This is a genomic window from Pseudothioglobus sp. nBUS_23 (assembly GCF_051201565.1).
GTDB lineage: Bacteria > Pseudomonadota > Gammaproteobacteria > PS1 > Pseudothioglobaceae > Pseudothioglobus.
In genome coordinates, this window is record NZ_CP179200.1 from 430993 (window position 1) to 443938 (window position 12946).

Annotated in this window: 15 protein-coding genes and 1 tRNA gene; 11 read left to right on the forward strand and 5 right to left on the reverse strand. The window is 36.4% G+C overall.

Features of this window, described 5'->3' with window-relative positions; all coding sequences use genetic code 11:
* Positions 1–116: 116 nt before the first annotated feature.
* Positions 117–830 (forward strand): GNAT family N-acetyltransferase, encoded by a 714-nt coding sequence (locus tag ACMAZA_RS02130; protein ID WP_435189611.1) that lies wholly within the window; start codon positions 117–119, stop codon positions 828–830.
* A gap of 9 nt (positions 831–839) precedes the next feature.
* Here ACMAZA_RS02130 and xerD read toward each other — a convergent pair whose 3' ends face one another.
* Entirely contained in the window at positions 840–1721 is an 882-nt protein-coding gene (gene xerD, locus ACMAZA_RS02135; protein ID WP_435189612.1) for a site-specific tyrosine recombinase XerD, read from the reverse strand.
* Between the two features lie 79 nt (positions 1722–1800).
* The gene (rplS, locus tag ACMAZA_RS02140) at positions 1801–2151 is read right to left on the reverse strand and encodes a 50S ribosomal protein L19 (RefSeq protein ID WP_435189614.1); all 351 of its coding nucleotides are present in this window, start codon (positions 2149–2151) and stop codon (positions 1801–1803) included.
* Positions 2152–2325: 174 nt separating this feature from the next.
* On the opposite strand from rplS, the gene ACMAZA_RS02145 reads away from it, so the two are divergent.
* The 4 genes from ACMAZA_RS02145 to dsrK all read left to right on the forward strand — a co-directional run bounded on the left by ACMAZA_RS02145 (position 2326) and on the right by dsrK (position 6482).
* Positions 2326–3765 (forward strand): glutamate synthase subunit beta, encoded by a 1440-nt coding sequence (locus tag ACMAZA_RS02145; protein WP_435189616.1) that lies wholly within the window; start codon positions 2326–2328, stop codon positions 3763–3765.
* Positions 3766–3779: 14 nt separating this feature from the next.
* Positions 3780–4103 carry a TusE/DsrC/DsvC family sulfur relay protein gene (locus ACMAZA_RS02150; protein WP_435189618.1) on the forward strand — a complete coding sequence of 108 codons (324 nt, stop codon included), beginning with the start codon at positions 3780–3782 and terminating at the stop codon, positions 4101–4103.
* Positions 4104–4167: 64 nt separating this feature from the next.
* The gene (locus tag ACMAZA_RS02155; RefSeq protein ID WP_435189619.1) at positions 4168–4941 is read left to right on the forward strand and encodes a respiratory nitrate reductase subunit gamma; all 774 of its coding nucleotides are present in this window, start codon (positions 4168–4170) and stop codon (positions 4939–4941) included.
* A 2-nt stretch (positions 4942–4943) separates the two neighbouring features.
* The gene (dsrK, locus tag ACMAZA_RS02160; RefSeq protein ID WP_435189621.1) at positions 4944–6482 is read left to right on the forward strand and encodes a sulfate reduction electron transfer complex DsrMKJOP subunit DsrK; all 1539 of its coding nucleotides are present in this window, start codon (positions 4944–4946) and stop codon (positions 6480–6482) included.
* On the opposite strand, the gene ACMAZA_RS02165 is transcribed toward dsrK, so the two are convergent.
* From ACMAZA_RS02165 to ACMAZA_RS02175, 3 genes are read right to left on the reverse strand one after another with little or no spacing between them, the layout of a single operon-like run.
* The gene (locus tag ACMAZA_RS02165; RefSeq protein ID WP_435189622.1) at positions 6479–7603 is read right to left on the reverse strand and encodes an N-acetylmuramoyl-L-alanine amidase; all 1125 of its coding nucleotides are present in this window, start codon (positions 7601–7603) and stop codon (positions 6479–6481) included. The genes dsrK and ACMAZA_RS02165 overlap by 4 nt on opposite strands.
* Positions 7588–8046 carry a tRNA (adenosine(37)-N6)-threonylcarbamoyltransferase complex ATPase subunit type 1 TsaE gene (tsaE, locus tag ACMAZA_RS02170; RefSeq protein WP_435189623.1) on the reverse strand — a complete coding sequence of 153 codons (459 nt, stop codon included), beginning with the start codon at positions 8044–8046 and terminating at the stop codon, positions 7588–7590. Before tsaE ends, ACMAZA_RS02165 begins: the two co-directional genes overlap by 16 nt.
* Positions 8037–8975, reverse strand: coding sequence for a calcium/sodium antiporter (locus ACMAZA_RS02175; protein WP_435189625.1), 939 nt, complete (start codon positions 8973–8975; stop codon positions 8037–8039). Before ACMAZA_RS02175 ends, tsaE begins: the two co-directional genes overlap by 10 nt.
* Positions 8976–9122: 147 nt before the next feature.
* On the opposite strand from ACMAZA_RS02175, the gene ACMAZA_RS02180 reads away from it, so the two are divergent.
* The 6 genes from ACMAZA_RS02180 to oadA all read left to right on the forward strand — a co-directional run bounded on the left by ACMAZA_RS02180 (position 9123) and on the right by oadA (position 12943).
* Positions 9123–9851, forward strand: a complete 729-nt coding sequence (locus ACMAZA_RS02180) for a uroporphyrinogen-III synthase (protein WP_435189627.1) — start codon at positions 9123–9125, stop codon at positions 9849–9851.
* Positions 9852–9910: 59 nt separating this feature from the next.
* Complete coding sequence (locus ACMAZA_RS02185) at positions 9911–10366, forward strand: hypothetical protein (protein WP_435189629.1); 456 nt, start codon at positions 9911–9913, stop codon at positions 10364–10366.
* A 122-nt stretch (positions 10367–10488) separates the two neighbouring features.
* Entirely contained in the window at positions 10489–10707 is a 219-nt protein-coding gene (gene infA / locus ACMAZA_RS02190) for a translation initiation factor IF-1 (RefSeq protein WP_018402165.1), read from the forward strand.
* An 11-nt stretch (positions 10708–10718) separates the two neighbouring features.
* Positions 10719–10805, forward strand: a tRNA-Leu gene (locus ACMAZA_RS02195).
* A 116-nt stretch (positions 10806–10921) separates the two neighbouring features.
* Entirely contained in the window at positions 10922–11155 is a 234-nt protein-coding gene (locus ACMAZA_RS02200) for an OadG family protein (protein ID WP_435189631.1), read from the forward strand.
* Between the two features lie 3 nt (positions 11156–11158).
* Positions 11159–12943 carry a sodium-extruding oxaloacetate decarboxylase subunit alpha gene (oadA, locus tag ACMAZA_RS02205; RefSeq protein WP_435189633.1) on the forward strand — a complete coding sequence of 595 codons (1785 nt, stop codon included), beginning with the start codon at positions 11159–11161 and terminating at the stop codon, positions 12941–12943.
* Positions 12944–12946: the final 3 nt, after the last annotated feature.

Consider the following 12946-nt stretch of genomic DNA (forward strand, 5'->3'; position numbering starts at 1 on the left):
AAACTCATCAATTCTGGAGCAGCAGCTAGTAATTAATTGGTTCTAAATCATTCAAATACATGTACCTATTCTGATTTAGAATCAATTAAATCATTAATTCTTTGGATTTTTAGCAAATGAAACAGGGCAATTTAGTTGGCGATTTTCAAGTTCCTCCGCATCCTAAAGGTATCTCAATTGATGGGAGAATGGTGACCCTGAAACCTCTAATTGCAAGCCAATTCGCTGAAGAGCTTTTTCTTTCAAACTCAATTGATAAAGACGGTACAAACTGGGCATATCTTCCTTATGGGCCGTTTGAAATTCTTGAAACATATTCTCAATGGATAAAGTCATTTGAGGGTAAAGAAGACCCAGTTTTTTTTGCAATTATTAGTAAAAAACTAAAAAAAGCGATAGGTATAGCAAGCTATTTGAGAATTAATCCTAAGGATGGGTCAATAGAGGTTGGGCACATCAATTATTCACCACTTTTACAAAGAACAACAGAGGGAACCGAAGCTATGTTTCTTATGATGAAGTGGGCCTTTGATAATGGATATAGGAGATATGAATGGAAATGCAATGCTCTAAATTTAAGATCGCGAAGTGCAGCTCAAAGACTTGGGTTTTCTTACGAAGGAGTCTTTAGACAGATGGCCATTGTCAAGGGAAGAAATCGTGATACTGCTTGGTTTGCAATGATTGATAAAGAATGGAAAGGACTTGAATGTTGTTTCAAGGAATTTTTATCTGATGATAATTTTGATCACAATGGAAAACCAAAAAAGTCTTTAAGGGCGCTTACAAAGCCATTACTCTATAAAGTTGATAACTTAGATTCAACTTGAGAACTTTTTCTACCCTCTAGGGTGATGTTTCTGATGTTGAGTTTTGAGATGCGCGTTCTGAATATGGGTGTAGAGCTGAGTGCTTGAGATATCACTATGACCAAGCATCAGTTGAACTGAGCGCAAGTCAGCTCCTTTTTGAACAAGATGAGTAGCAAAGGCATGCCTCAGTGAGTGTGGTGAGATGGTTTTGTCAATTCCAGCTTGAGCGGCATAACCCTTTATAATATAAAAGAAATTTTGCCTTGACATCGCGCTTCCACGATTTGATAGAAAGTAACTATCACATTGGCCATTTTTTAAAAGCAGGGGTCTGACATTTTTTTCATATGCAGCTAAATAATCAATTGAAATTTCACCAAGTGGCAACATTCTCTCTTTATTTCCCTTTCCATGAACACGAATAAACTCATCTTTCAGATTGATATTATGAAAGCTTAAATTTATAAGTTCTGAAACCCTGAGGCCACAAGAATAGAGAAGTTCAATCATAGCGCGATCCCTTTGGCCAATAGTAGAATTTATATTAGGTGCATTCATTAGCTTTTCTACCTCTTGAATATTTAAAAAAATAGGTAATTTTTTGTCTAATTTTGGATAATTCATTTGATCTGTTGGATCATTAGTGATGACTTGATGCTCTATTAAATACTGAAAGAAAGAGTGGAGGCACGTGAGAATTCGTGATTGAGATGAGGCGCTTAGCTTAGAGTCTTTTCGATATGAGAAATATTCATTAACCAAGAGTCTATTGACATTTTCAAATGGGATATCCTTTAGCCAATTACTAAAAATTTTAAGATCAGAGCGATAGGCGCTTAGAGTATTTTGACTCGCTCCAGTGGTTAGCCAGTAAAAATCAATAAATTGGTCAATGAGTTGATTATTCATCACCATTTATTCTACTTAAGAATTTTTTAAAGAGGAAAAAAAATGCCAGCTAGTGCTGGCATAAAAATTTGATAGAGAATTACTTTTTATTAAGTTTTTCTTTAATTCTAGCAGCCTTACCTGTAAGACCTCGTAAATAATATAGCTTAGCTTTTCTAACTTTACCACTTCTTTTAACAGTAACGCTATCAATCATTGAAGAGTGAGTTTGGAAGACTCTCTCAACACCTTCACCATGAGAGATTTTACGAACTGTAAAAGCAGAGTTTAGCCCTCTGTTTTTCTTGGCAATCACAACACCCTCAAAGGCTTGAAGTCTTTGGCGATTTCCTTCGCGAACTTTCACCTGAACAACAACCGTGTCACCCGCAGAAAATTCAGGAATGTCTGTTCTGAGTTGCTCACTTTCAATTTGATCAATTAAATTCACGATTGCACCTATATTGGGTTTGAAAAAAAGCGCTAATTATACATATCTTTTAGCATTTTCACAAGAATCTATTGTCTTAAATCACCCATAAAAATAGATGTTTTTGATGATATTTTTTAAATGTTTTTCATGATATTATGAGATAATGTTGCGCACAAAAATTAAAAGGAAGGCATGGGTAAAGCAACTGGATTTTTAGAGCTAGACAGGCAAGTTGAGTCATATCGCGAGGTTGATGTTCGCATAAATGATTATGATGAAATTTTCTCAGGTAGCCATAATTTAGATCTGCTTCAAGAACAAGGTTCAAGATGCATGGATTGCGGTGTTCCTTTTTGTCAATCATCAAATGGATGTCCAATTGATAATCTAATTCCTGAATGGAATGATCTAGTTTATAAAAACGAATGGCAAGAGGCACTTGAGCGCCTTGAGAAAACTAATAATTTTCCTGAGTTCACCGGAAGAGTATGTCCTGCTCCATGCGAAGGTTCATGTGTCCTCGGTCTTAACAACCCTGCCGTTACAATTAAAAATATTGAATTAGCAATTGTCGATAAGGGCTTTGAAGAAGGATGGATTAAGCCCAAAGTGATTGAGTCTCGCTCAGGAAAAAATATTGCAATAGTTGGATCAGGCCCTGCAGGTCTTGCAGCTGCAGATGAGCTGAATAAAATGGGACACTCTGTGAAAGTTTATGAGAGAAGTGATAGAATTGGTGGTCTATTGATGTATGGTATACCCAACATGAAACTTGGTAAAGATGTTGTTGAGCGCCGAGTACAATTGTTGGAGAGTGAAGGAATAGAATTTATTACCAATGTAGATATTGGAAAAGATTTAACTACCAAAGAGCTTAAGGAGACTTGCGATGCTGTTATTTTTGCAACCGGCGCCACTCAAGCGCGTGACTTGCCAGCAGAAAACAGAGATGCAAAAGGTATTTATCCTGCAATGGATTTCCTAACATCAAATACCAAAAGCCTTCTTGATAGTGGTCAGCCAGATCAAAGTGATTTATCTGCAAAAGGTAAAAATGTGATTGTTATAGGCGGTGGTGATACTGGGACTGACTGTATTGGAACTTCTTTGAGACAGGGCGCTAAATCAATCATTAATTTTGAATTAATGAGTCGCCCTCCTGAGGATCGTTCAGACAATAACCCATGGCCAGAGTGGCCGGTAATCTTTAGAGTAGACTATGGCCACGAAGAGTCGAGTCAAGTTTTTGGTGAGGATCCAAGACATTACCAGCTTCTTACTAAGGCATTCATCAAAGATACTGATGGCAATGTTAAAGGTATAAAAACAGTAAACGTCGATTTGATTAAGGGCAAGTTAACTGAGATTGAAGGAACTGAAAAAACTTGGGATGCTGAACTCGTTTTGTTGTCGATGGGCTTTTTATCTCCAGAACATTATTTAAGTGACGATTCAGAAATCGAGCTTGATCAGAGAGGCAACTACCTATCCGAACATGGGGATTATAAAACATCAAAAGATGGGATTTTTTCGGCAGGTGACTGCAGGAGAGGCCAATCATTGGTCGTCTGGGCAATAAATGAAGGCCGAGGAGTAGCCTCGAGTGTGGATGATTTTCTAGCAAATTCTTAAAGGTAATAACAGTTATGGCAGAAATATTAGGTGCTGAAGTTGATGAAGAGGGCTACTTGCTTAAGGTGTCTGATTGGACAGCTGATATTGCACAGGCTATGTCTGAGGAAGACGGTATAGAACTATCACCTGAGCATTGGGAGGTCATAAATTTTCTTCAGGAGTATTATGAGGAATATGAATTTGCTCCCGCAGTAAGGGTTCTTACAAAAGCTATTGCAAAAAAGCTTGGAAATGACAAGGGAAATTCTCGATATCTTTATTCACTTTTTCCATATGGCCCTGCAAAGCAAGGATGTCGATTCGCTGGTTTGCCAAAACCAACAGGCTGTGTTTGAATAAACATTGTTGGTTTTGCCACAAAGCATTGACTTCCATTTTTTATCTAAGAGATAGAGCCATATGTCACTGATAAGTATTTTTTTAATTTTCTTTTTTTATATCTCTGCCCTGATATTTATATCTGGATTATCATATAAACTGATTCAATATAGGAGAACACCTGCTCCACTTAAGATTCCAATTGCACCATCTGCACTGGATAAAAAAGGAGTGTTGTTAAGATACTTTCGCGAGATTTTTTTGTTTGCAAGCCTGTTCAAAGCCAACAAATGGACCTGGCTTTTTGGATGGTGTTTTCATTTAGCTTTGGCCTTATTATTTTTTCGACATTTAGTTTATTTTTGGCCAGGTGAAGTGCCTTTAATTCTTTATAAAACTGAACCATTAAAATATGCCGCTTATCCACTCATTTTTGGTCTTTTAGGGTTGTTAGCTAGAAGAGTTTTTGTTGATAGGGTTCGTTACATATCTGCACCTTCCGATTACCTGATGTTGCTCGTATTTATATTTATTGCTTTAACCGGAATGATAATGACTTTTGCGAATTATCATCCCAATATACTTATGGTTAAAAATTTTGCTTCAGGTTTGATTACCTTTAAGTGGTCAGAATTGCCTGGAGAAATTATCTTTGTATTCCATATTCTTCCTGTTTTTTGTATTATTGCTATTTTCCCAATATCTAAGTTACTGCACGCACCAGGTGTATTTTTTGCACCTACCTTTAATCAGGTGGATAATGCACGAAAGAAAAGACATCTCTCTGATTGGGCCTCTAAAAAAGAAGATAATTTGGAAATAAATCTTGAATCCAAAAATTTAAAGGATGAATAATCTTGTCAACTGATAATCAAATTAAACTTCCAACATATGTTGAAACGCCATCAATAAGAAAAGATTCTATGGCTGGTGATGGCCCATTTAAGGCTTCAGTTGAGATTCAAAATAACCTTGGATTCCCTGGAGAAAAGGTTGAGAATTGGCAACAAGTCGCCATCAATAAAATGGCTGAGACTAAGTCGAAATATAAATCGGTTCAAGTTTTCTTGGATAGCTGTATGAAATGCGGTGCATGCACAGATAAGTGCCACTACTTTTTAGGAACAGCTGACCCAAAGAACATGCCAGTTGCGCGACAGGACTTATTTAGAAGTGTCTACAGAAGACACTTTACGTTTGCCGGAAAGTATTTTCCAAGACTGGTTGGAGCTAAGGACTTTGATGAAGATATGTTGGATGATTGGTATAACTATTTTCATCAATGCTCACAATGCAGAAGATGCGCTGTATTCTGTCCGTCAGGAATAGATACTGCAGAGATTTCAATGGCAGCAAGAGAGGTGATGAATGTCATTGGAGTGGGTCAAAAATATACTAATCAAATTTTAGGTAAAGTTAAGAAAATTGGAAACAATCTTGGGATGCCTGAGCCTGCGCTTAAAGATACCCTCATGGATCTTGAAGAAGAGATTAAAGAAGATACTGGTGTTGATGTTAAGTTGCCTATAGATATTAAAAATTCTGAAATATTGATGGTCTCGCCTTCAGCTGATTTTTTTGCTGAGCCTCATATTGATGGACTCATTGGATATGCAAAAGTTTTTCATGAGAGTGGAGTCAGTTGGACGCTAAGTTCCTATGCTTCAGAGGCCGCTAACTTTGGAATGTTTATTGGGAATTATGATGTCATGAGAGAAGGTGCTCTAAGAATTCGAAAGGCTGCACTGGATTTAAATGTAAAGCGAGTCGTTATTGGAGAGTGTGGACACGCTTGGCGAGTAGCATATAGTTTTTGGAATACTCTCTCTGGTATAGGTAGTGGTGCAGATGATGAGTATGCCATGAGACTTCAAAATCAACTTGATAGTCAATATCCTCAGCCTCAACATATGATTGAATTTACATATGATTTAATTAAAAATAATAAATTAACATTTGAAAAATCAAACAATGACCATCGAGTAGTCACATTCCATGATTCTTGTAATGTTGCTCGAGGCAGTAATATGGGTGACATAGAAAATGGTCAATTTATCTTACCTAGAGAGGTAATAAAAGCTGCCTGCAATAACTTTATAGATATGCCCAAAAATACAATAAAGTCCTCTACTTTTTGTTGTGGTGGTGGTGCGGGACTTCTCACTGATGACCTTATTGACCTCAGAATAAAAGGCGCTAAACCGAGGATGCACGCACTCAGAAAAAGTGAGCAAGAAAGTGGAGTGAACACCTTAGCTGCTATTTGTGCTATTTGTAAATCACAGTTTTCAAAAGTTCTACCAAATTATGATTTTGATCCTTACATGGTCGTAAGCGTTCATCAGCTGGTAAGTGATGCAATTGTTCTTAGTGAGTCATTAAAGCAAAAAGACTAATCAAGTTTTTGATAAAAACTTACTATTCCTTCATAAATTGACTGAGCAATTTTTTGTTGTTGACTCTTGTTAGTCAAGCGTTTTTCTTGAGTAGGGTTTGATATAAAAGCAGTCTCAACTAATACAGAAGGAATAGAAGGCGACTTGAGGACAACAAAGTTAGCTTTTTGAGGTATTTTTTTGTGAATAGGACCAACTTTACTTAGTTGAGAAATTATTTCTTGAGCCAATTGAAATGATTGTTTTTCTTTATCTTTTCGAGAATAGTCAGTCAATATACTCTTTAAAAATTGATCATTGTCAATGACTTTCTCAACGCCACCAAACTGATCAACCACGTTTTGCGAATCCTCGAGCTGCCTAGCAAGTTTACTATTATTCCCTTTTTCACTTAATATATATACAGAGGCTCCTTTTGCACTAACGCTCTCAACTGAATCGGCATGAATAGAAATAAACATCGATGCCTTTTGTTTTTGGGCTATGGTTAGTCTTTTTGTGAGGGGAATATAATAATCTCCTCCTCTACTTAGTACCGCATTAAAATCCCTATTTTTATTAATGATGGCTACAAGCTTTTTTGCTATTGCCAAATTTACATTTTTTTCTAGTGACTTATTTCTTCCTACCGCTCCAGAATCCTCGCCTCCATGACCGGCATCGACCAGAATAATTTGTTGGTTTTTTATCGAAGGCGGCTTGACTGGCTCTAAGATTTTTTTTGTAGGCTTTGGTTCTGAGTCAATAATATCTACTACCAGTCTATGATGTTTATATTTAGCGTTTGGGATGAGAGTAAAGTGCTTTACATTAAATTTACGATTGATATGAACGATTAATTTGATGGTGCTTTTTTCGCGCTTAATTCTTACTTTTTGTATCCGATCGTCTTTAAAAAAAATATTTGAAAAGGTTTCAGATAGAACTTCCGCATCATCAAAGCTAATAATGACATAATCATTAGAACTCTTAATATTGAAAAGAGTATCCTCTTCTTTATCGATAACTATTCGAGTATGGTCAGGCGCAGACCAATATCTAAAATCATAGAGTGTTGTTTTGTCTTCCCCAGAAGCAATAGATGAGAAAAAAATTAAAAGAAGACTTATCCAATTACGCATTTTTGAATTGATCTGCCTAATTTAGATTCAAATAAAATTTGAGCTTCTCTAGAGTCTCCATTGCCGCTAAGTTTGATTGAAATATCAGCATTTGCTATTGATCCCTTTCCTAATTCTGGCCATTCAATTAACTGAAGACTATTTGATTTAAGATAATCTCGAATACCAATATATTCTAACTCTTCAGGATCAGTTAGTCGATAACAATCAAAGTGGTGGATATCTGCTTGATCATTTTGGTATGATTCCACTAAAGTATAAGTTGGACTTTTGACCTTATCAAAGCCAAAATATCTTATAAAAAATTGAGCAAAAGTAGTTTTTCCAACTCCTAAATCACCAACTAAATAGATTACGCAGGGAGATTTTATTTTAGAGCAGCACTCAGCAATTGTTTCTGCTAGCTCTTTAGTCTCATTAAGATTTTTTAATTTTAAATCCAAACTAATTGGTACAGATATGAGGCTAGAACTCCTAAAAGGATTATGCCCCCAAATCGGTTTATTTTTAGTTTAAATGACAAGACTAGGATTAACAGAGTAAGAACAATCATATAAATAAAATCCCTATTCATTACCTCTTCAGGAATCTGAAAAGGTAGGATTAATCCCGGTATTGCTAGGACACCCAAAGTATTAAATAAATTAGATCCTATAATATTTCCGATGATCATTTGATGTTGTCTTTTTAAAGCACTGCTAATTGCGACAGCGAGCTCAGGGAGACTGGTTCCAAGAGCAACCACTGTTAACCCAATAATTAAATCACTCACTCCAAAAGCCAGGGCGAGATTAGTTCCGCCCCAAACAACAAGCCTTGCACTAGACACTAAAATGATAAGTGAGACTAATAGAAGAGTCCATATCCTTCCCTTACCTTGGTTATCAATTGATTCTTCTGAAACCTCTATTTCACTATTGTTTCCTTTTTTTGATTCACTAAAAACATAATAAAGAAATAGAAAAAGTAAGGCTAAAAGGGTCAATCCATCTAAAAAGCTCAAGAAGCCGTCCATCAGTAAAAAACCTGCAACTAAAGATGAAAGAAATAGAAAACCCCACTCTTTCTTCAAAACTGTCTTTTCAACTGTTACCGGATAAATAATGGCAGTTACTCCAAGGACTAGACCTATATTGAAAATGTTAGAACCAAAAGCATTTCCAATGCTAAGTTCAGGATGCCCATCGAATGCTGCCAGACCCGAGACTAACATTTCAGGTGCAGAAGTACCAAACCCAAAAATTAGTAGACCAATAATTAAAGGAGAAATATTAAAAATTCTAGCGATTTTAGCTCCATTTTCTGTGAAAGTATCTGCGCTCCATATGAGCAAACCAAAGCCAATTAAAAGAGATAAAATGGAAATTAACATATTATTGTATTAATAAAATTTATTGACCATTATAAAGTCAACCCAGTTTGAAATAAACAAACACTTGTGAAGTTATTCGATTGAAGTTGGACTATTCAAAAGAAATGAAAAGAAAAGTCTTTTACTAAATATATTTATAATGCTAGCATGCTACTGATTACTAGACCAATAGCGCAAACTAAAAACCTTGAATCACTTTTGTTAGCTAACGAAATTGATTTCGCTTTGTTTCCGACTTTTGAGATAAAAAAGCTTAAACCTATTTTTCATACACACCAATATGATGTCATTATTTTTATAAGTGTAAATGCGGTTAACTATGCTGAAGAATATTTTGATCAATTGCTTCTTTCCCCTCTTAAAGTTTTTGCTGTTGGACCTGCTACAGCGAATCAACTCAAGAGAAAAAATATCAAAGTTGACTGTTACCCCAAGAAAAATGCTTCTAGTCAGGAGCTTTTAAAGATGAAAGAGTGTCTAATTTTGTCTAACAATAAAATCCTAATTATAAGAGGCAAGGGTGGCTCTGAAACTTTGAAAAATACTTTGGGCATTAAAAATCAAGTTGATTATTTAGAAGTCTACGAGAGAGTTCAATGCGAATTAACATTTCAACATAGTCAGTCATTTGAGACATTTATGAATTATTCTAATGGCGTTCTTATGGCCACTAGTGAACAGAGTCTTGTAAATATTATGCGTTTAGTTCATAGTATTTCTGTAGATTTTATTCAAATTCTCCTAACAAAAAAAATTATTGTTTTTAGTGAAAGGCTCAGAGTTCTTGCAAAGGATCATGGTTTCAAAAATATTGAGGTTACGGAAAATCCTTCAGACGAGGATTTAGTTAATCTTTTAGTTAATAAAAAGTCATAAAAAAATCCACAAATATAAATTGTTTGGGTAACATATACAAAACTATATCAGGAGTTCAGGTGATAAGATTTGGAATTTCATGGGTTGCACGCTTACTAGGTGTTAGTGGCTTCACCGTCCAACAACCTACAACTCGAGGCTCCCTCCAAGACCTAAACATTTCTGAAAGAGTAATCCCATTTAATCCAAGCAATTTAGCTACTGATGATTCTTTATCGGATGGAAATGTTCGATCAGAAGCAACGCAACATCTGAAGCGTTTCCAAAATACTCAAACTAAACTAAATTCAGATTCACTGATCAATGAAGTTAGTAATGATGAAGATTTAGTTTCAGTCATTGCAACTCTTAAGTCTAAGCTCTATCAAGAGTCTATTAAGAGCAAACACTATACAAATGCGTTTAATGAACTTAATGATAGGCTTGTTGAACTTGAAAAAATCGTACAACCCGAAAAAAAGACAGATTTTCAAAAGCTTCAGGGCTGGGTTCATTCAAAAAGACACATCCACTAAATTTTCAATCGCGATTTAGTTTTTTTCTTGCCATATATGGGTTTTGTACCTATACCTAATGAAAAAAATAAAAGTATTTAGGTATAATGCATTTTGGTTTTTAATTTATATCGAATGAATATATGTCAAAAAGTGATTACATTGAACTAGAGGGCGTCGTAAAAGAGAAGTTACCCAACACAACATTTAAAGTTGAATTGGAGAATGGTCACAGCGTTCTTGCTCATATTTCTGGAAAGATTCGTAAACACTATATACGTATATTGCCTGGCGATAAGGTCACTGTTGAAATGACTCCTTATGATTTGACAAAAGGAAGAATTACTTTCAGACACAAATAAACCTAATTAATGCCAGTGTGGTGGAATTGGTAGACACGCCGGATTCAAAATCCGGTTCCTTCACGGGAGTGACGGTTCGAGCCCGTCCACTGGTACCAAATATGAATTGAAAGATTATTCATATAATTGAATTTTGGGGTATCACTAGGATTAAAACTAATTATTTGATATTAAAATTTAAACCATAGAATCAATTTTTTTATGGCTATCTATTATGGACAATAATTTACTCAGTGAAGCAATCAACTTAACCCTTTTTGGGATGGGGTTTGTATTTGTATTTTTGGCTTTAATGGTGGTTTTGACTAGGTTTATGTCAGCTGCTGTCTTAAAAATCCAGCCTTTTGCACCCAGTAATTCTGTTGCACCAATCCAAACGGATAATTTAATAGATGAGGATACAAAATCAATCATTAAGAAAGCAATTAAATTGCATACTGGAGCTTAATATATGTCAAATGATGTCAACACACAACCCGTAGGAATTACTGAACTTGTTTTAAGAGATGGACACCAGTCACTTTTCGCAACTAGGATGAGAATTGATGATATGCTGCCCATTGCTGAAAAGATAGATAAAGTGGGGTATTGGTCAACGGAATCATGGGGCGGTGCTACTTTTGATGCATGTATTCGTTTTTTGGGTGAAGACCCTTGGGATAGAATTAGAGAAATTAGCAAAGCGATGCCTAATACGCCGCAGCAGATGCTGCTTAGAGCACAGAATTTATTAGGCTATCGTCATTACGGTGACGACGTGGTAAGGAATTTTGTTGATCGTTGCGCAGAAAATGGTGTTGGCGTTTTACGCATTTTTGATGCAATGAACGATATGCGAAACCTAAAAACAGCGGTTGACCAAACGGTAAAAGTTGGTAAGCATGCTCAGGGCACTATTTCTTACACACTTAGTCCAGTTCACACTACAGAACTTTGGATTGATATGGCTAAGCAAATTGAAGATATGGGCGCTCATTCACTCTGTATTAAAGATATGGCTGGACTTCTTCAGCCTTATGTTGCCTATGACCTTGTGAAAAAACTGAAGAAGGCAATTGATATTCCTATACAGCTTCATGCCCATGCAACAACAGGCCTCTCAACAGCAACCTTAATTAAATCAATTGAGGCGGGCATTGATCGTGTAGATACATCAATTGCTTCGATGAGCATGACATATGGGCACTCTTCGACTAATGCAGTGGTCTCGATTTTGGATCATGGTCCTCGCAAAACTGGCATCGATATGGAGCAGTTAGAAGAGATTGATGCTTACTTTAGAAAGGTGCGTCCAAAATATGCCAAATTTGAAGGTTCATTGAAAGGTATTGATCCTCGTATATTGTTGGCTCAAGTGCCTGGTGGCATGTTAACAAATATGGAAAGCCAGCTTCGGGAGAATAATGCTCTAGATAGACTCGATGAGGTATTAAAAGAGATCCCACGCGTAAGAGAAGATCTAGGTTATATTCCTCTTGTAACACCAACATCTCAGATTGTGGGTACTCAAGCTGTTATGAATGTTTTACTGGGTGAGCGTTATAAATCAATTGCAAAAGAGTCAGCAGGAATACTTAAGGGTGAATATGGCGCATCACCAGCGCCTGTCAATGCTGAACTTCAGGCCCGTGTGCTAGATGGTGGTGAGGCAATTACCTGTCGTCCAGCAGATAATATTGATCCAGAAATGGATACCTTGGAAGCAGAATTCGATTCAATCATTGCAGAAAAGGGTATCAAACTAGAAAATGAAAAAATTGATGATTTGTTAATTTACATTCTATTTCCGCAAGTGGGAATGCAGTTCTTAGAAAATCGAAATAATCCTGATTTCTTCGAGCCAGTTCCGCAGGCTCCAAGTGAAGGGCCTAAAGAAGATGGTGTTTATACAGTCAAACATAATGGCCAAGAGTATGTTGTTGAAGTGAAATCTGGTGGAGATATTTCTTCAATCCAGGTTGCTGGACAGGCATCTGCAGTGCCTCAAGCATCAGCGCCTCAAGCAGCACCAACAGTAGTTAATGCTGAAGACATTCCAGCACCACTTGCTGGTAATATCTGGAAGGTTTTGGTTTCACCAAACCAACAAATTAACGAAGGAGACACGCTTGTTATTCTTGAGGCAATGAAAATGGAAACTGAAGTTAAAGCTGCTCGATCAGGTACAGTTGTAGCCGTCAATGTTAGTGAGGGTGATCAGGTTTCTGCTGGACAGGCAATAATTTCTTTAGCTTAATCA

Coding starts and splice junctions, on each gene's coding strand:
- ACMAZA_RS02130 (WP_435189611.1), top strand. CDS start 117: ATGAAACAGGGCAATTTAGTTGGCGATTTTCAAGTTCCTCCGCATCCT.
- xerD (WP_435189612.1), bottom strand. CDS start 1,721: ATGAATAATCAACTCATTGACCAATTTATTGATTTTTACTGGCTAACC.
- ACMAZA_RS02145 (WP_435189616.1), top strand. CDS start 2,326: ATGGGTAAAGCAACTGGATTTTTAGAGCTAGACAGGCAAGTTGAGTCA.
- ACMAZA_RS02150 (WP_435189618.1), top strand. CDS start 3,780: ATGGCAGAAATATTAGGTGCTGAAGTTGATGAAGAGGGCTACTTGCTT.
- ACMAZA_RS02155 (WP_435189619.1), top strand. CDS start 4,168: ATGTCACTGATAAGTATTTTTTTAATTTTCTTTTTTTATATCTCTGCC.
- ACMAZA_RS02165 (WP_435189622.1), bottom strand. CDS start 7,603: ATGCGTAATTGGATAAGTCTTCTTTTAATTTTTTTCTCATCTATTGCT.
- ACMAZA_RS02175 (WP_435189625.1), bottom strand. CDS start 8,975: ATGTTAATTTCCATTTTATCTCTTTTAATTGGCTTTGGTTTGCTCATA.
- ACMAZA_RS02180 (WP_435189627.1), top strand. CDS start 9,123: ATGCTACTGATTACTAGACCAATAGCGCAAACTAAAAACCTTGAATCA.
- infA (WP_018402165.1), top strand. CDS start 10,489: ATGTCAAAAAGTGATTACATTGAACTAGAGGGCGTCGTAAAAGAGAAG.
- ACMAZA_RS02200 (WP_435189631.1), top strand. CDS start 10,922: ATGGACAATAATTTACTCAGTGAAGCAATCAACTTAACCCTTTTTGGG.
- oadA (WP_435189633.1), top strand. CDS start 11,159: ATGTCAAATGATGTCAACACACAACCCGTAGGAATTACTGAACTTGTT.